The organism is Paenibacillus arenosi (assembly GCF_014841135.1).
Classification (GTDB): domain Bacteria; phylum Bacillota; class Bacilli; order Paenibacillales; family Paenibacillaceae; genus Paenibacillus_B; species Paenibacillus_B arenosi.
Map to the genome: position 1 here is coordinate 32,728 of NZ_JACYTN010000013.1, position 17,239 is coordinate 49,966.

Annotated in this window: 16 protein-coding genes; 12 read left to right on the forward strand and 4 right to left on the reverse strand. The window is 40.5% G+C overall.

What is annotated here, in order from left to right; translation table 11 throughout:
- Positions 1-110 precede the first annotated feature (110 nt).
- Both IFO66_RS15130 and IFO66_RS15135 read left to right on the forward strand, forming a co-directional pair.
- The gene (locus IFO66_RS15130) at positions 111-611 is read left to right on the forward strand and encodes a hypothetical protein (RefSeq protein WP_192025962.1); all 501 of its coding nucleotides are present in this window, start codon (positions 111-113) and stop codon (positions 609-611) included.
- A gap of 30 nt (positions 612-641) precedes the next feature.
- Positions 642-1,502 (forward strand): DegV family protein, encoded by an 861-nt coding sequence (locus IFO66_RS15135; RefSeq protein ID WP_192025963.1) that lies wholly within the window; start codon positions 642-644, stop codon positions 1,500-1,502.
- 107 nt (positions 1,503-1,609) lie between these two features.
- On the opposite strand, the gene pdxR is transcribed toward IFO66_RS15135, so the two are convergent.
- Positions 1,610-3,028: a MocR-like pyridoxine biosynthesis transcription factor PdxR gene (pdxR, locus tag IFO66_RS15140; RefSeq protein WP_192025964.1), complete on the reverse strand. Its 1,419-nt coding sequence runs from the start codon at positions 3,026-3,028 to the stop codon at positions 1,610-1,612.
- A gap of 98 nt (positions 3,029-3,126) precedes the next feature.
- On the opposite strand from pdxR, the gene IFO66_RS15145 reads away from it, so the two are divergent.
- Both IFO66_RS15145 and IFO66_RS15150 read left to right on the forward strand, forming a co-directional pair.
- Positions 3,127-3,702 (forward strand): GNAT family N-acetyltransferase, encoded by a 576-nt coding sequence (locus IFO66_RS15145; protein WP_192025965.1) that lies wholly within the window; start codon positions 3,127-3,129, stop codon positions 3,700-3,702.
- Between the two features lie 208 nt (positions 3,703-3,910).
- Entirely contained in the window at positions 3,911-6,991 is a 3,081-nt protein-coding gene (locus IFO66_RS15150; protein WP_192025966.1) for a copper amine oxidase N-terminal domain-containing protein, read from the forward strand.
- A 157-nt stretch (positions 6,992-7,148) separates the two neighbouring features.
- Here the strand turns inward: IFO66_RS15150 and IFO66_RS15155 are convergent, their stop codons facing one another.
- A complete protein-coding gene (locus IFO66_RS15155) occupies positions 7,149-8,231 on the reverse strand; it encodes a copper resistance D family protein (protein ID WP_192025967.1) in 1,083 nt (360 codons plus the stop codon).
- A complete protein-coding gene (locus IFO66_RS15160; RefSeq protein ID WP_192025968.1) occupies positions 8,228-8,770 on the reverse strand; it encodes a copper resistance CopC family protein in 543 nt (180 codons plus the stop codon). The genes IFO66_RS15155 and IFO66_RS15160 overlap by 4 nt, the downstream gene beginning before the upstream one ends.
- 275 nt (positions 8,771-9,045) lie before the next feature.
- Here IFO66_RS15160 and rnhA point away from each other — a divergent pair, with 275 nt between their 5' ends.
- On the forward strand, positions 9,046-9,693 hold the full coding sequence (rnhA, locus tag IFO66_RS15165) for a ribonuclease H (protein ID WP_192025969.1): 648 nt from the start codon (positions 9,046-9,048) through the stop codon (positions 9,691-9,693).
- Positions 9,694-9,752: 59 nt separating this feature from the next.
- On the opposite strand, the gene IFO66_RS15170 is transcribed toward rnhA, so the two are convergent.
- A complete protein-coding gene (locus IFO66_RS15170; protein ID WP_192026015.1) occupies positions 9,753-10,172 on the reverse strand; it encodes a CHRD domain-containing protein in 420 nt (139 codons plus the stop codon).
- A 350-nt stretch (positions 10,173-10,522) separates the two neighbouring features.
- Here IFO66_RS15170 and IFO66_RS15175 point away from each other — a divergent pair, with 350 nt between their 5' ends.
- From IFO66_RS15175 to IFO66_RS15205, 7 genes are all read left to right on the forward strand, one after another.
- Positions 10,523-10,735, forward strand: coding sequence for a cold-shock protein (locus IFO66_RS15175; RefSeq protein WP_028594471.1), 213 nt, complete (start codon positions 10,523-10,525; stop codon positions 10,733-10,735).
- Between the two features lie 998 nt (positions 10,736-11,733).
- On the forward strand, positions 11,734-12,450 hold the full coding sequence (locus IFO66_RS15180) for a hypothetical protein (RefSeq protein WP_192025970.1): 717 nt from the start codon (positions 11,734-11,736) through the stop codon (positions 12,448-12,450).
- A 120-nt stretch (positions 12,451-12,570) separates the two neighbouring features.
- Positions 12,571-13,290 (forward strand): hypothetical protein, encoded by a 720-nt coding sequence (locus tag IFO66_RS15185; RefSeq protein ID WP_192025971.1) that lies wholly within the window; start codon positions 12,571-12,573, stop codon positions 13,288-13,290.
- Between the two features lie 37 nt (positions 13,291-13,327).
- Positions 13,328-14,050 carry a YiiX/YebB-like N1pC/P60 family cysteine hydrolase gene (locus IFO66_RS15190; protein ID WP_337913160.1) on the forward strand — a complete coding sequence of 241 codons (723 nt, stop codon included), beginning with the start codon at positions 13,328-13,330 and terminating at the stop codon, positions 14,048-14,050.
- Positions 14,051-14,343: 293 nt separating this feature from the next.
- Positions 14,344-15,054, forward strand: coding sequence for a hypothetical protein (locus IFO66_RS15195; RefSeq protein ID WP_192025973.1), 711 nt, complete (start codon positions 14,344-14,346; stop codon positions 15,052-15,054).
- A gap of 89 nt (positions 15,055-15,143) precedes the next feature.
- Positions 15,144-16,352: a hypothetical protein gene (locus IFO66_RS15200; RefSeq protein WP_192025974.1), complete on the forward strand. Its 1,209-nt coding sequence runs from the start codon at positions 15,144-15,146 to the stop codon at positions 16,350-16,352.
- A 76-nt stretch (positions 16,353-16,428) separates the two neighbouring features.
- Positions 16,429-17,214 (forward strand): HalD/BesD family halogenase, encoded by a 786-nt coding sequence (locus IFO66_RS15205; protein WP_192025975.1) that lies wholly within the window; start codon positions 16,429-16,431, stop codon positions 17,212-17,214.
- The last annotated feature ends 25 nt before the right edge of the window (positions 17,215-17,239 follow it).

The window sequence follows — 17,239 nt, forward strand, 5'->3', positions numbered from 1 at the left end:
AAGCGCTGATCTAATTAGAGCGCTATAACATTGTCATGAAAGCGATTAAGATACCGTATCCTTGGTATGATATAATACATTTAATTAATGTAGGTTTTGGAGGATTTCACATGCTTAGTTATGAAGAAAAATCCGCGATTGCGGATTCATTTTTAGAATTAGAACGCAGACAAGTATCACTAGGTCGCTCAAATTACCATTTCGAACAAAGTATGTACGACAAAAAAACGGTTGTGTATCATTTGCATCCGAATGGTAATGGATTTGTTTACGCAGGTTTGTTGAAAGGTTATGAGAAGGATGACAAGGGACTTGTGAATATTCGTGATTTCACAGCGGATGAATTGCGTACGATTATTGAACAATCTATTCGCTCCTTATCTGCAATGCCTGCATCACTAGAGTCTGATGACTCTCATGGCTCTGATGAGTCTGCACAGGAAGAATATTGGACTAATGCCAGCAATCAGACGCTTACCCTGCAATTCGAAGATGAAGATCAAATGTGGTACATTTATGCAGGGTTAAACTTAGATACTGTTTTTGAAACGTATGAGGAAGCGAAGGAATATCTCGAGGAAGAAGGCTTCAAGCCTGCAATGAAAAAGTAATTACATCATACGAACAGAAATGGGTGCGCAATGACGAAGAAAATTGCTTGGATAACGGATAGTACCGCTTATATGCCGGATAACTTGAAACATAACGAAGATGTGTTTGTCATTCCAATGGGCATTGTATTTGGCAACGACGTTTTTGACGATGGCATTGATCTCACCACAGAGGAGCTCTACCGTCGCATTCGCGAGGAAAAGGAAATGCCGAAGACGTCTCAGCCGCCAATCGGTAGATATGCGGCGTTATTTGAACAGTTGAAAGATGCTGGTTATGATTGCGCAATTGCTATTCATGTATCAGAAAAAATAAGCGGAACGTTGGCATGTTGTCACTCTGCTGCTGACCTTGCGTCGTTTGATGTCGAAGTTGTCGATTCGAAGGCGATGTCCTATGTTCTTACGACACTTCTCTACAAAGGGCTGGAGCTTGCTGAACAAGGTCTAAGCTATCAAGAGATCGCAGCTCAATTACGGCAGGAAGCAAATAAAGCAGAGAATTATATTGTACTGGGCAATCTGGATCAATTCTACAAAGGTGGAAGAATGTCAGGCACGCAATACTTAGTCGGTTCACTTCTTCGTATTAAGCCAGTGCTTCGTATCCACGAAGGCGCGTTTGAACTATTTGATAAAGTACGTTCTGAAAAAAAGGCATATGCACGTTTAGTTGAGCTATTTCAACAGGCTTATGAACGGAATCGTGTCCAAAGCATTCAAATCATGCACGGTAATGTGATCGATAAAGCAGAAACATTGAAGCAGCAGATTCAAGCGCTTTTCCCTCAGCTTGAGGTTGTAATCGGGGAAATCAGCTCTGCCATTGCTGTACATGCTGGTGAAGGAACTGTCGCTGTTATTTGGCATAATGAGCCGAAGAACTCATAATAAATTATAAAATATGCAAGTACGTAAATAAGTAAGTATGCAAATAAGTAAGTGTGCAAAAAAGACTGTTCTCAAGCCGCGAAACGGACCTGGGTTCAGTCTTTTTTTCATTTAGGGAACCAAACTTCTTTCAAGCGCTGTATTCCTTCATCTATGAACTCCTCTGCAATTCCACCGAAACCGATTATGAAATGCAGCTCATTACGTTGAGAAGGTAGCCACCATGTGAAAGACATAGGTGTCATTCGTATCTCGGCTTCTCTAGCTAACTCAACAAGCTCTGCTTCTGAGCGCTGATCGTGAACGGTCAAAAGGATATGGAAACCAGCATCTGTTCCGGTTATAACAGCGCGATCTTGAAATTGTTCTTGAATCGATCGAATTAGGATGTCGTGCTTTCTCTTATATAGCTGACGCATTCGTCGCAAGTGTTTCTCGAAATGTCCTTTTTCCATAAACTGATGCAGAGCAAGTTGATTGATTCTAGAAGCTGAGTGCTCTAGGTATAGCTCCCATTTTAGTTGATGATAAGTAGGTAGTAAGCTATTAGGCAGGATCATGTAATGAATACAAAAAGTCGGTGCAATCGCCTGAGAAAAGCTTCCTAAGTAAATGACAGGACTATTTTCGACCAGTCCTTGGATGGACGGGATGGATCGACCATGATAGCGGAATTCACCGCCATAGTCATCTTCAATAATGAAACCTTGTGAATCGTTGGCCCATTCCAGTAGTTGAATTCGCTTAGCAATTGGCGTCATCAACCCTGTTGGGAACTGATGCGATGGGGCTGTGTAAACGACGTTTATATTCGAACTGTACAATGGCTCGATCTGAATCCCGTCTTCTTGCAGTGGGATGGGAACGACTTCATATCCATGATTTTTAAAAGTGGCTGGCACCAAATGATAACAAGGGTCTTCGATGCCTAGGCGATTGCCGCTGCCGCTATGTTTGAGCAGTAAGCTTAACAAAGAAGCGAGTATGTATTGGTCCGCCCCAACAATGACTTGATCAGGCGTGCAGCGAAGTCCTCGGTAGCGGCGCAAGTATGTTGCAATACTTTGTCGCAATGCAGGTTCCCCTTGTGGATTACCATACTGTAAGCCATCGGCGTGATCGAGTGCATCGTGTAATAAGCCCCTCCAAATACGATGCGGAAACGTAGAGAAGTCGTTTTTTGATATATGAAAATCATAGCGATAATAGTGAGGATCACGTGCTGTTATCCGATGTGTTGGAGGCTGTTTAGAAGAAACTGCGTACTTATGGTAAATAGGGTGCAGCGTTTGAACATAATAACCGCTCTTTGGCCTGCTCTTAATAAATCCTTCTGCCACTAACTGCTGAAAGGCGAGCTCTACAGGAGTCGTGCTCACATTAAGATGTTCTGCAAGTTTGCGCAAAGAAGGCATACGAGTATTGGGGGATAGATTTCCTAGTCGTATTTCTTGTTTGAAGAACTCGTATAGCTGTAAATAAAAGGGCGTTTTGCTTTGCTCATCAAGCTTAGGAGCTATGAACATGAGGTAGTCCTCCATCTGTCCTTTTTTTAATAACGATTCTGTCTATTTTGAAGTATACAGTTGTTCACTACGATAGGTATATAACGAAAAGGGGGATTATGATGACTATCGCTACCACTCAACCCAAATTGCTCACAGGCAGCCGCGTATATTTGCGTCCCATTAATGGGGAAGATGCGGGCATGTATTATGAACACCTATATGTAGAAGAGACGAGAAGACTCACTGGAACACACAAGTATGCTACCAAAGAGCAGATCTCCCGTTATATCGATGCCAAATCACAAGATGCTTCAAGTGTATTGCTGCTTATTGCATTACAGGAGTCAGATGAAGTCATAGGTGATATTGCGCTTCAAGATATCGATACCATTAATCGTAGTGCAGGCATTCGTATCGCAATTAGTTATGAGCAGCATCAAGGCCAGGGGTATGGACAAGAGGCAATGCAATTGCTGCTTGAGTATGGATTTGGTGTGCTGAATTTGCAGCGAATTGAACTCGAAGTGTTCACCTACAATCCCCGTGCTGCGCATGTGTATGAGAAATTGGGCTTCGTACGTGAAGGAATTAAGCGTAAGGCACTCTATTATCATCATCAATACCATGATGTTATTACGATGAGTATGTTAGCAGATGAGTATCGTGCGAAGTATGGGATATCAGAGTTATGAAACGGTTGTATGAGGAGTTAGAATCTCAGCGTTAAGGGCGGCGAATATCAGTTAAAGTATCAATATTAGTTAGGAATTGATATTTGTAACTAAATGTTCACGAAATAGACACAAATAAAGCAGGAAATCATGAAACATTTTCCTTACTTTTCGACTCTTTACATATAGGTAAAATTCGCCTTATTAAGTCGATCAGGAGGATGCAAGTATGAGGAAAATGCGAGTTCTGTTATCTGCGCTATTGATTGGTAGCTCATTAACGTTGTTTTCAACGCAAACACAAGCCGCACCAGCTATAAAAGTCTATATTGATGGGGAGTATTTATCTACACCTCAGCCACCTATTGTGGTAAACAGTAGAACGCTACTTCCGCTCAAATCCGTATTTGAGGGACTAAATGCAACGGTTCACTATGATAAAAAGACAAGAACAGTAACGTCAAGCAAAAGCGGCACCACAGTAGTGTTAAAGCTAGGATCCAAGAACGCAAAAGTAAATGGTAAAAATGTTACGATGGATGTACCCGCACAGTCAATCGGGGGCAGAACGATGGTACCTGTCCGATTTGTTAGTCAGTCGTTCGGAGCGCAAGCTGATTATGAGCGATATAGCAGAACGGTGCACATCACGACTTCGGATGGTTCCGGAAGCAATCCAAATCCAGGTACACCGCAAAATCCAGACAATACTTCTTTCTCAGCTGTTCGAAATGTTAGAGCTGAGATTACAGGTAAGTCAGGTGACGCGAGCGATATTACGGTTCACTTTGATAAGTCTTCCACCGAGGCAAATGTGAAGAACTATCGTATTTTAGTTGTGAAAGCTGACAATTCTAGCAGCTTCAACGAAACGAGAGCGAAGTCAGCATCGCATGGCAATTATACAGAAGTGAATACACATGGCATTAACCAGTCAGTTAATTTGCCGGCAAGTTTGCGTGATGTTGATGGAGATGTGATTCGATCAAATCAGTCCTATAAGGTGTATATACTGACTCAAGGTTTGAATCATAGATCGGGACTATCTTATGCGTCTTCTACGGTGAAGATCCCAGAAAGTGCAACAGGAATCACGGTTACAAATGTGAAGGCAACGGATGTAAGTGATTACGGAGATGGACGCGATCTATCGGTTAGCTTCTCCAGACCATACAATGATGACCTAGTATCCAATTATCGCGTGATGGTTGTTAAGACGAAGGATGCACATCGTTTTGATCTCAATGCGGCAAATGCCGTTCCTAGTCAGCATTACAGTACGGTATATAAGAATGGATCTACACTCACGGAGAAGCTGAATTCGACAACTAAGGATACTGCAGGCGATTACATTCGTAATGGCGAATCCTATACGGTGTTTGTATTATCAGTAAGCAACAATTCGAGTAGTTCACCTAACAAGTTGTCTGCTGGATCAGTAGTTACACTGGAAGGGGCCTCTGGCCTGCCGGTTATTACTAAGATTGAAGATGTAAGCAACTATGGAGATGGGCGTGACTTAGAAGTTAGCTTTAATCGTGCTGATGATGAGTCTAACGTCAGCCAATATCGTGTCTTCGTCGTTAAGTCAAGAAATGCGAGCAGTTTCAATCTTGCGGAGGCAGGTAAAGTATCTTCTGGTAGATATACGGAAGTAAGTAAAAATGGCTACTATAGCTATAAAGTGAACCTTACTTCTAGTGCGAGAGATGTGGACGGATCATACCTCCGTAATGGGGAAAGCTATCAAGTGTTTGTCATGGCGGTGTCTTGGAATAAGGACAGATTGTCTGCTCCATCTCAAACGATGACTCTATCTGATAATAATTATTCGAATGCTCCGACTAATGTAATAGTAAGAGATGTAAATGATTATCACGATGGTCGAGATTTAACGGTTTCCTTCAATAAAGTGCATGATGAGTCCAGCTTTAATCACTATCGAATTTTTGTGGTGAAGTCATCACAAGCACACAATTTCACTTTACATCAAGCGAATGGTGTGGGAACGAGCAATTTTACGTATGTAAATAAAACGGGCGGTAATATTAGTCAAACATTGACTTCCTTTACTCGCGATATCGATGGTGTGCCTATTAAAAGTGGAGAGAGCTATAAAGTGTTTGTAATGGCAGTCAACAATAATCAGCATTACAACGTTTTATCCACTGCTTCCGATTCGATTACATTGTCGGGCAACTCAAGTGTGCAAGCAGCTTCAAATGTTCATGTACGTGACATTAGCGATTTCAACGATGGACGTGATGTGCAGGTATCCTTTAACCGCGCAGGGGATGAGTCGAATATCAATCACTATCGCGTTCTAATCGTTAAAGCTCATCAAGCTGGAAATTTCACATTGGCTCATGCGAACAATGTAAATAGCTCTTATCAAGCTTATGTGAGTAAGACAGGAAAACATATTACGCAGGCGATGAATGCTGATATGAAAGATGTAGATGGAAATCCTATCCGCAGTGGTGAAAGGTATCGAGTTTACGTCATGTCAGTTGGTTTATACGGCAACACATTGTCAGCTCCTTCGGGTGAATTTACGTTATCTGGTACGCTGAACACTAGCCCTGTAACGAATGTGACGGCTCAAGTTGTGAACCAGCATACGACAAATCGTAAGATTGATGTTAGCTTCTATACAAACAGTAATGAATCTAATGTGCAAGAATATCGAATTTTGTTGGTTCGTGCTGAACAAGCACATATCCTAAATGCTTCAACTGCTTTAGGTGTTGCGGAGTCCAATTTTACAAGAGTCTCCAAGCAGGGGGGATATGTAAAGCAACAAATTGCTGATACGGCTAAGGATATGCTGGGCAATCCTCTGATTAAAGGTGTTACTTACCGTACGTACGTTCTTACGGTTGCTAGCAATAATCCACATCAAACAAGTTCACTGTCTAATGGTTATGCTGAGTTTACGTTATCTGAGCAAGCAGTACCTGCTGTAAACTATGTAGCTGCATATTCAGATGGCAACCAATATAGTTTTAAGTCCGTATTTGAAAAACCGACGAACTCCAGTCAAGTTGCTTATTATGCAGTAATGGTCGTACCGACTTATGCAGCAGGAAGCTTTACGTTGGAGCAAGCTAACCAAGTTCATTCCAATCGCTACAAGTTCTCAAACGGCAATGGAGACAACACGATTACTTGGTCAACGAGTGACGTTGACATATATGGTAGCTCTATTCAAAGGGGCGTAGCATATAAAGTGTTTGTGTTATCTATTTCCAACGGAGCTAACGGAACAGGCAATGCATTGTCTTCCGCTTCTAATGAGATTGTGTTGTAAATAATAAAGGGCTCTCTTGCCGTCGCAATTGACGGACTAGAGAGCCCTTTTATATGTTCCCATATGATAATCAAGCTTTCATGTTATACAGTTAGTAATACATATTGGTATGCAGGAAGCAGCACATAGTAGCATGTCAGCATCGATCTTTGCACAGTTACACTATAGCAGGCACGATCGATATCAGAACAGCTATAAATACGGTAATAACTGCTAAACAACCTATCGCAATGAACACAAATGGAGATTGTTTCTTCCGATAAGCCATAACCATCAAAGCGGCGAATAGTATAGCCATGAAAGACAGTATTAGAGTGTAGCTATTAAAAGCTAAGTCCACTCGCCAGTTGATGCTCCAGCCTCCTTGGTGCAGCAGTTCAAACCATTGGGATACACCATCCGTTTGGAGTACTTGTGCTACATCACGGGGTGAAGCGGAATGCGTCATAAATGCAGTCACTAGCAAAATAATAACAACGACGATCGTCTCTGCGCGCAGCCACTTTAGATGCATTTTCTTTCTAAGTAAAAATCCATTGATGAATGCTAGGCTTATCAATACAGCATATAAGAGATGCTTCAACAGCAGCGCTTGTCCGTAAGGCAGCAGCCAAGAATCCCAATAAGTCGGTGTGATATATTCCATTAGGATAAGGCCTGCTGCTGTAATGGCAGTCATACATCCGATAGCTAATGGTGAGTACCAGTTCATGAATGTGTTCCAGCGTGATTCACTGGTAGAGAACCAACTAACTATCAGCAAAATGCCAAACCACAGGCATACGGCGGCAAAATGAATCCAGTGCGCAATAAATCCTCCTATGGCATCTACGGATGAAGCATGACTCGTCCAAGCGATTAGGACACTCAGCAGTAAGCTCCATACGAATGCAGTAGCAGCTGCACCTCTAGAAGCTTTTACATCGATAAGCTGTATAAAAACGGCTAACAGGATCGCAGCTAAGCCAAGTGTCAGCCATTGAATCCCCATATCGGAACTTAGAAGATAACGGAATATTGAGAACGGTTGCCCCGATTGCTCCGCTAGAAAATCCAAAATAGGAATAAGTGGTACAAATGATAACAGAGCTATTAATAAGCTGCTGCCCGTTAGTAAACAAGTAGGCAGTGTATATGCTGGACGAGTGCGTTCAGGTAGAGAATATAGAAACAGTCCCCCAATTAATATAGCGAAGCACACGTATAACGCTGCTTCGGTAACGGTTAACAGCCCAATCATGAATTAGCGTCTTTCTTTTTCATAATAAAGAACAATACGATTACTGCGATTCCGAGCACAACGACGATAATAGGGAGCATAAGACTGTCACCGTCAAGTTTGGATGTATTTTGTTGCTCGTTTACAGAGGTAGCTGCGTCTGTAGTAATCGTTGTCTGTTTCTTACCATCGTTAGCTGCAGTTTGCTCATCTTGTACGGTAAATTGGTAGTTTCCGTGGATAAGATGACCGTCTGCTCCGATGATAGACCAGTTTACTGTTATTTTTCCATTAGGCAATGGAACTGATGTCGTACCTTTCAAATGAGGTCCGTCAATTTGAATCGTGTCTACAGCAATGGCTTGCCCAGCTTCATTTGCAAGGGTAAACGTGCTTCCTTTGAGTATGTCTGTATTAAAAGTTAATTGAAGTGCTTTGACATCTTCCTTCACCACTGCATCTATAGCAGGAATCGACTCCGTAAGATTACTGTGAGCCCATACTTGAGTAGGAATTAGAATAAGGTAGAGGCTTAGTATACATGCAAAAAAATTTCTCATCTGTCAATGCATCCTTTCCTTGTGTGTGGTCATGATGTATGATTCAAACTTGTTGGGAACTTATTCATTTTAACGAAAAATAGGTGGGATGAACACCTTTTTCGCATTAATCCTATCCGAATAAAGGAAATGTTGTGACAGTATATTCACATTCATAATAGAGGCTGTGTAGTGCAATTCTTAGTGTTAAACAACTATGTATGCATGGAGGTTTACGTGTGGTAAGGTAAGGCGATAAGAAGTAAGGAGTAACGTTTACGTAAAGGAGAATGAGTGTGGCTAAGCAGAAGTATTACGTCGTGTGGGTTGGGAACACACCTGGTATTTATACGAACTGGAATGAATGCCGAGTACAAGTTGAGGCATTTAAAGATGCCAAATATAAATCGTTTACGTCTAAAGAAGAAGCAGAACAAGCCTATCAAGATGGATGGGCACGTCACTATGGAAAGAGTAGCAATCAGGCATCAGAGAAGGGGCGGTCTGCTACCTCATCCGGGATCCATACGACGGCTGAAATTGATTATCATAGTATCTCGGTAGACGTTGGAACAAAAGGGAATCCGGGCCCTATTGAATATAGAGGTGTAGATACGAAGACAGGGGAAGTTCTATTCGCTCACGGTCCCGTTCAAAATGGAACGAACAATTTGGGAGAGTTTTTAGCAATTGTTCATTCATTGGCATACTTAAAGAAACAAGGCAGCAACAAGACGGTATACAGTGATTCTCAAACTGCTTTGAAGTGGGTACGTGAGAAGAAGGTAGCTACGACACTGGAGCGAAATGAATCAACAAAGGAAGTATGGACGCTTGTAGATCGAGCACTGCATTGGCTGCAAGCAAATAGCTATGAGAATAAGCTGCTGAAGTGGCAAACCCAGCAGTGGGGTGAGATTAAAGCGGACTACGGTAGAAAATAAAATAGACACAAAAAAACACGGATGAATAGGGATCCGTGTTTTTTTGTTGAAATGGATACTTAGCGACGTAGTTGTCCTCTAATTTCTCCATTCGGATGCTTAACCGTGTGAACGTTAACGTAAGCATTGCCGCTTTTGATCTCAGCGACTAAATCTGCGATCGTTCTGCCAGCCAGAGGCCCGACGAGATCGTTGCTTGTTAATACACCTGTAACGAAGCCTTTTTTAACCGATATTGGATACTTGGTTGTGCTGAACAAAAATGCGACAACAGGTCCGTTAGCTCCTTTTCTTGCGAGATGAATGTGTGCTTGAAGTAATTTGGAAATGTTTCGAACGGCAAGACGGAACCTGATCTGTGTTCCATTATTAACTACTTTAAGTACTGCAATTCCTGATGCTTTCGTTTTGACTGGTGGAACTTCGTTACGGCCTCTTAGGACGGCCTTGAACGCTTTCGAATGTTTTAAAGTACCGATGACTACCCACTCCTTTTATTATGAAGTTGATTTAACTTATTCTGAAGGAAGAGGGAACGGCTGTGTTCCTGACTAGAGAAATGAAATAATTACCGAAAAGCTGTCATGTTTAACTAAGCATGTGCATATGATATCAGTAGTGGCCTCAATCTCATCGCTTCTATTCATGCAAAAGATTGGTTGCCATAAAGGGCGTTGGAAAAATTTTTTTCTGCTGTGAAAGATTTGCGCTCAAATGTGTTATAATACAACTATCGAAGTTATTGCACGCTGAAGTAAGTGCCCCGAACATAGCGTTTGGGGCACTTATTGTATCGCATGTGAATCTTGAAAAGAAAGAGGGATGGTTCATGTATAATTCACGTAAGAAACCTCAAGATGACATTCCTGAAGAAATCACATCCATATGGGCTTGTACAAGTGAGGACTGTAAAGGATGGATGAGAGATAACTTCGTCTTCTCATCTGAGCCAACGTGCGTTCAGTGCAACTCGCCAATGGTTAAGAGCGAAAGAAAGCTGGCCGTGCTAGTGAATACAAGTCCGAGTCAGTCAAAGAAATAAGATAGAATATCTGCTATTAATCATGTAGTTGGTGCTGTCCTGTAGCGAGGTGATTGTTTATGCAGTCATTTCCACGTGGGTTTGGTACCTAAAGTTAAAATCACCCAGTAGGGTGATTTTTTTCTTTATAGATAATGACCATAATATAAAAAAAGTAAGAGAACGACAGTCTGGACATACTGCCTCTATATGCCTGATGAAAAATGTTAAGAAATGCTTGAAAATGATATCTATAAGGAGTATATTGGAAATTAAAGGGTGTGACAGGATATAGAAAAGCATCCAGCAGTTTTTATGATTGACCTCATTTTGGATGTAATCCACATCTAATTACCAATTGAAATGGTGAATGGAAATTGAATCATTTCTCAGCTAAGTAAAATGATAACCCAACTTCAACCCCCTATTTTAAAATCTTGCTGAAGGCATTTTTGCAACCATTTGTTTATGTATACATATGTATTTTATTAATAATATGATTCTTCGCATTTGATACTCCGATAATGCTTACTTCCTTTTCGTTTTTCTAATGTCGGTACGACAACTACGTTTAAATTGTAATTTCATCATAATATCTTCTCATACTCCATTGCCTATTTCATTTGTATTAGAAACTAACCACGTTTTCAATTTCGTATTTCGTACTTTTGTGGCTGCTATCGTCTATAGTAATTCGACACGTTCTGCATCCAAATTTTGAACGAAAATACTAATTACGCTTTTTATATCACTATTTACATAAATACCTTTTAACTCCATTGTTCGATAGACATATACATGGATAGCAATCATGATTCAGGTCTTTTTGTCATTCACAAAAAAAAGATTTGGCTTAAGACAGTAAATTTCTACTTCAAATTAGTCGAATAAAGTCGATAAAAATAGATAGAAAAATCGATCTAAAAATGATTGACGTGACATTATTTTATAAAATATGATTATTTTAGAAGTTTATCTGGCCAATAGACTTTTAAAAATTATACTAGGAGGACAAAAGTGTGAAGATGAAAAAGCTTTTATTCTTGACGATGTGTGCAGTATTGTTGCTAGTAATTCCTGTACAGGCGGGTGCAACTTCAAGTGAACCGCAGTTGGAACAAATTGTGACGCTACATGGTAATGGCCTGACGAAGCAAGAATTGAAGCAGGATATTTCTAGGCTGGCTAAAGAAGCTGGTCTGAGCGAGCAACAAGTGAGCCAGCAGATTCTAGATGAGCTGAAATCCAAACAATCCTCTGACATTGGCGTCTTCTCTTCAGGTGGCGGTGGAGGAAGCTACCAACTAGATACAAGCCGCAAAGGAACATTCTTCTATCAACCAGCCGCTACTTTCGGCGTACCTCATGGACACATTGGTATTTATTATTCCACTACTCAAATTGTTGAAGCTGCTAACAGTACCCTAGGCATCCGTAAAGCATCCGTCTCTGGTAGAAAAGTAGAAGGAGGCTCTCGTATACAGACTGTAAATTCAACTTCGACAACTCAAGATAGTAATGCAGCGAACTGGGCAAATGGAAAAGTTGGTGGCTCGTATAATAACAATTTTGTGAGCAATCGTTCTTGCGGAGGAAGCTCCTTTAACTGCTCTCAGCTTGTATGGTGCGCATTTAAACAAGTTGTTGGTATTGATATCGACAAAGATGGTGGTTGGGGTGTTTATCCTAAAGACATCCGTGATTCTAGCCTCGTGAATACAATAAAGACTTACTAATATCATTTGATAACTGAATAAGAATGAGTTAGTGTGTGCAAATACTGGGTGGGAGTGTCGTAAATAGTACGGCACTCCACTTACAGCTAGATAAGAGCAAACATTTTGGAGGATGCAAATATGAAACTGAAAAAGTTATGGATATCTGCAATTTCTGCAATGATGTTGATTACTATTCCAGCGCAGGTCGGTGCTAGCTCGAATGAGCAGCAACTGAATCAAATTTTGACGCTTCATGGAAATGAAATAACTTTGCAAGAGTTGAAGCGAGATATTGCTTCCATTGCAGTAGAATCCGGAGCAAGCGAACAACAAATTACTGCGGAATTACTAAAAGAGCTTGAGTCTAAACAAACAAGTGATATCGGTGCCTATTCTTCTGGTGGTGGTGGGGGAAGCAAGCAATTAGCAACCAGCCGCAAAGGGACATTCTTCTACGCTCCTGCATCATTAGGACCTGTTAATCATGGACATATTGGCATTTATTATACGAGCAGTGTAATTGTAGAAGCTGCTAATAGTGATCTAGGTATTCGTAAAGCATCAGTATCTACTAGGAAAGTAGGAAAAGGAGCTCGCATTCAGGAAGTTAAAAGTACATCTATTTCTCAAGATAGCAAGGCAGCGAACTGGGCACACGGCAAACTCGGTAAAAATAATTACAACAAGAACTTTTTGAAAAATCGTTCTTGCGGTGGTAAAAAGTTTAACTGCTCTCAGCTTGTGTGGTGCGCATTCAAACAAGTAGCTGGAATTGACATTGATAAAGATAAAGGGTGGGGCGTTTACCCTGTTGATATTCGTGATTCGAGTCTAGTGAGAACAATTAAAAAATATTAAATTCCAATTCGATTATGAAGGAGCATGAAAATTGAAAATGAAAAAGCTCTTACTTGTCGTATTAAGCGCAATGATGCTGCTTGTTATTCCGGTGCAAGCGGGTGCAACTTCTGTTGAACATCAATTGAATGAAATTGTGACGCTTCATGGTAATGGACTGACAAAGGCAGAATTAAAAATGGATATCGTTCAACTTGCTAGAGAAACGGGAAAAAGTGAGCAGCAAATTGTGAATCAAGTGCTTTCCGAATTGCAATCAGAACTTTCTGAGGATGTAGGTGTATTCTCTTCAGGAGGTGGTAATAATGCCACTTACTTATTAGATCCAAGTCAAAAAGGACATATTTTCTATACACCAGCTACCTCCTATAAGGTTTTCAACCATGGACATGTTGGTATGTATATTGCTAGAAATCAAATAGTAGAGGCCGCAAATCCTGATGACGGTATTATTAAATCTACTCTTGGTAGTAGAAAAGTGGACAAACATTCTAAAATCCAATATGTCACTTCAACGACTTATACGCAAGATAGCAATGCAGCTGACTGGGCTGGAGGAAAGACAACAGGATCTTATAATAAGAACTTCGCGATTAATCGGTCATGTGGTGGAACTTCCTTTAACTGTTCTCAGTTAGTATGGTGTGCATTCAAGGAGAAAGCTAACGTTGATCTTGATAATGATGGTGGTTTAGGGGTTTATCCGCGTGATATTCGTGACCACAAATCAGTAAAAACAATTAAAGAATACGGGGTTTAAGCATTTTTCTCAATATTATTTTGAGAATTTACGCCCAGTATTCATGCTCGGGTAAAGGAATTACAGAGCAATCGGTGACTGATCAAATCCACAAACAACTCCTCGCAAAACTTGAGAAAAGTCACGAAATTTCAACTTTGGGCATCGACATTGGTATTTATCCACTAATGGTATTTTTAAAGGGTCATTCTTCTATTAACTAGCTCATACGTATGCATTTCCTCAGATGATGTAAAGTCAAAAAAATATGCAGTCCAGCAATATCATAAATTCATTATAAAGGAGATTAGTAGATGAAAAAACTTGTGTTCTTAACATTATGTGCATTGATGTTGATAGCTGCTCCACTACAGGCTGCAGCTGGTTCCACGAATCAGCAATTGGATCAAATCGTGTCCTTGCATGGAAATGGTCTAACCAAAGAAGATTTGAAACAAAGTATTACGGAGTTAACAAAGCACTCAGGTTTATCAGAACAGCAAATTACTACTCAAATTTTGAATGAACTCTTAAGTCAGCCAGAAGATATTGTTACGTATGGTTCTCCGGTTGAAGGTGGAACGATTCAGTTGGATTCAAGTGCTAAAGGTAACTTGTTCTATCAGCCAGCTTCCTTTGCTGGCGTTGAGCATGGACATGTAGGTTTATACTACACTCCTAGCACGATTGTTGAATCATCTAGCCCGAAATATGGTGTTATTCTTGCAGCGGTAGCCGATCGCAAAGTAAAGAGTGGCGCTCGCATTATGAAAGTAAACGTCACATCTACTGCACAAAACCATAGTGCAACAGAATGGGCAAAAGGAAAAGTGGGGCTTGATTATGACATCCAATTTTTCCACAACCGTTTCTGTAACGTTAATTCCTTCAACTGTTCTCAGCTTGTATGGTGTGCTTTTAAAAGCGTAGCGAATATTGATCTCGATAAAAACGGCGGTTTGGGCGTATATCCAAAAGATATCCGTGACTCCAGCTTAGTTACAACTCTTAAATCTTATAATTAATCCTTCCTATAGCTATATGTGTAAGTACAAGTAATGAAAAGAGGTTCAGTAATTCTGAACCTCTAAATCTACATTCTGGGAGACTACTAATGAGACTACAAATGATATTTCAAGCGAAACGAAGGTCTTTTCGGGTACGGCTTACTTTGTTGATTGCCATCATACTGCTCTTTGTGACGGCTTGTACAGACTCTGCTACGAATAAGGAGGTGGCTCCAGAGACGGTAAAGCTTAAAGATGATCCGCATGCTATTGTTTATTATTCTACCGATCTCCCACATGAGCGAATAGGAGATGGGTTGAGTTATTTGTTCCTGATTGATAAGCAAGGAAAGTATACGAAGATTAAGAAGCGAGGGTTGGAGTTAAATTCAGTCATTCCGCTCGGGCAATCGTTACTGCTTAATCAGAAGGAACAAATGCTGACTATTCAGGCTGATAATAATATTCAAACAACCCCATACAAAGAAGATTGCAAAGTGCCGGCAGGTTACGGTCAGTCATCAGGGGAATTAAATGGCGGAAAAACGTACTATTCCATTTTCAATGGACGTTTTAGTGAAGATATGAAGTATTACATTTCTAAAGTACGTTGGGGAGACGAAACGAAGCATTATTGTAAAGACATTCGTGAATTTGTTGAAGCAACAGGAGATGATGGCAAGCATATTTATTATATTTCCTCTGATGTGGAGGATCCTTCTAAGAAGTTTTTCCATAAAGCTTCGATCCAAGGCGATCAGCTCAAGTTCGACAGTAAGACACTTCTAGAAAAAAGCAAGGAAGAAGGCAGGTTCATGTTCACCAAGTTGATTGCTGCGGGTGATGACATGGTAGGTGTCTACGCTGATCTTATAGGCAATAAGGTTGAGCTGAATCTGATGCAAGTAGCGAAGGACAACAAGACTCCTTTTAAGAAGCATCCTTTACTTCAATATGATGGCACTAACACGAAGTATTATTTCTTCAATAAAGAAAGTATTTACCTCAAAGATGGACAAGTTTATTTCGTTGATGGATATGGGGACGTGTACGCCTACAACCTAGAAACGAACAAGCTAAATAAAAAATTCCACCTCAATGATTATCAACGTGATGAAAAACTCCAGGATGAAATCGTCTATTTCTATAATGATCATTTGTATTTCTATCACTTCCATGAGAAGAGCAAATCCCATCAGATTGAAACGTACAATTTGGAGGGGAAAGTAGTAAATACTTTGAAATTACCCGATTTGAAAAAAGAAATTGGAAGAGATTCTGTCTATTTATATGATTTCAAAATTCTAAACCACTAAGTTTATTACCAATAGCAAGATCCATTACATTGTTTACATTGTATCGACTATAAAACGGATAGAGTGAGGGATTAATATGACTTTTCAAGAACAATTTGATGCAGATGTTATACAGCACCTTAATAGCTTGCCGGATACGCTAAACGAACAGCTTCGTCATGATTTTTCAACGAATGATGTGGTCGTATTCGAGGCGATGTTGCCAGAAGCATTACGGATCAAAATGGAAGATGAGGCTTTATCCATCCTTCACCACTATGGTGTGCGGAGGGATCTTGTTATTAAAGAAACAGGAAATACGCCGCGCAACTTTAATAGTGTAGGCCGAGATGCGATTGCTGAGCATGGTCAATATATTCCGGCTTTCTTTGCTTCGGAGCCGATTAAACAATATCTCGCATCTATTAATAATAATCAAACTGTACTTCCAGTACCGTATCAACCTGAAGAATATATTATTAATAGTCAACAAGCGACAGGTGATACACATGGCTGGCATTGGGACGACTACACGTTCGCGCTTATCTGGATTGTCGAAGCACCGAGGCCAGAAGAGGGCGCTTTAATCGAATATATTCCTCACACGGAGTGGGATCAAACGGATAAAAAAAATTGTGTGCAAAAAATATTGGATACACATACGGTAAATTCCAAGTATATCCCCCAAGGGAGATGCTACTTTATGAAGGCGAATACAACTTTGCATAGGATAAGTCCATTGGTAGGATCATCTAGACGTACAGTTATCGTATTCACATACGCGACGGAAGAAGATATGACGAAAGATATCTCTCACGAAACAATGGAACAAATCTGGGCGAAAGAAATTAAACAGGATGATCCTCAGCCTGTAGGTAACTAGAGAGAACGGTTAGGTTGGAAAAATA

Excerpts from the sequence above, each read along its gene's own strand:
- IFO66_RS15185 (WP_192025971.1), top strand. The coding sequence starts at position 12,571 with ATGAAACTGAAAAAGTTATGGATATCTGCAATTTCTGCAATGATGTTG.
- IFO66_RS15145 (WP_192025965.1), top strand. The coding sequence starts at position 3,127 with ATGATGACTATCGCTACCACTCAACCCAAATTGCTCACAGGCAGCCGC.
- IFO66_RS15150 (WP_192025966.1), top strand. The coding sequence starts at position 3,911 with ATGAGGAAAATGCGAGTTCTGTTATCTGCGCTATTGATTGGTAGCTCA.
- IFO66_RS15190 (WP_337913160.1), top strand. The coding sequence starts at position 13,328 with ATGAAAAAGCTCTTACTTGTCGTATTAAGCGCAATGATGCTGCTTGTT.
- IFO66_RS15135 (WP_192025963.1), top strand. The coding sequence starts at position 642 with ATGACGAAGAAAATTGCTTGGATAACGGATAGTACCGCTTATATGCCG.
- IFO66_RS15175 (WP_028594471.1), top strand. The coding sequence starts at position 10,523 with ATGTATAATTCACGTAAGAAACCTCAAGATGACATTCCTGAAGAAATC.
- pdxR (WP_192025964.1), bottom strand. The coding sequence starts at position 3,028 with ATGTTCATAGCTCCTAAGCTTGATGAGCAAAGCAAAACGCCCTTTTAT.
- IFO66_RS15205 (WP_192025975.1), top strand. The coding sequence starts at position 16,429 with ATGACTTTTCAAGAACAATTTGATGCAGATGTTATACAGCACCTTAAT.
- IFO66_RS15160 (WP_192025968.1), bottom strand. The coding sequence starts at position 8,770 with ATGAGAAATTTTTTTGCATGTATACTAAGCCTCTACCTTATTCTAATT.
- IFO66_RS15130 (WP_192025962.1), top strand. The coding sequence starts at position 111 with ATGCTTAGTTATGAAGAAAAATCCGCGATTGCGGATTCATTTTTAGAA.
- IFO66_RS15200 (WP_192025974.1), top strand. The coding sequence starts at position 15,144 with ATGAGACTACAAATGATATTTCAAGCGAAACGAAGGTCTTTTCGGGTA.
- IFO66_RS15195 (WP_192025973.1), top strand. The coding sequence starts at position 14,344 with ATGAAAAAACTTGTGTTCTTAACATTATGTGCATTGATGTTGATAGCT.
- IFO66_RS15155 (WP_192025967.1), bottom strand. The coding sequence starts at position 8,231 with ATGATTGGGCTGTTAACCGTTACCGAAGCAGCGTTATACGTGTGCTTC.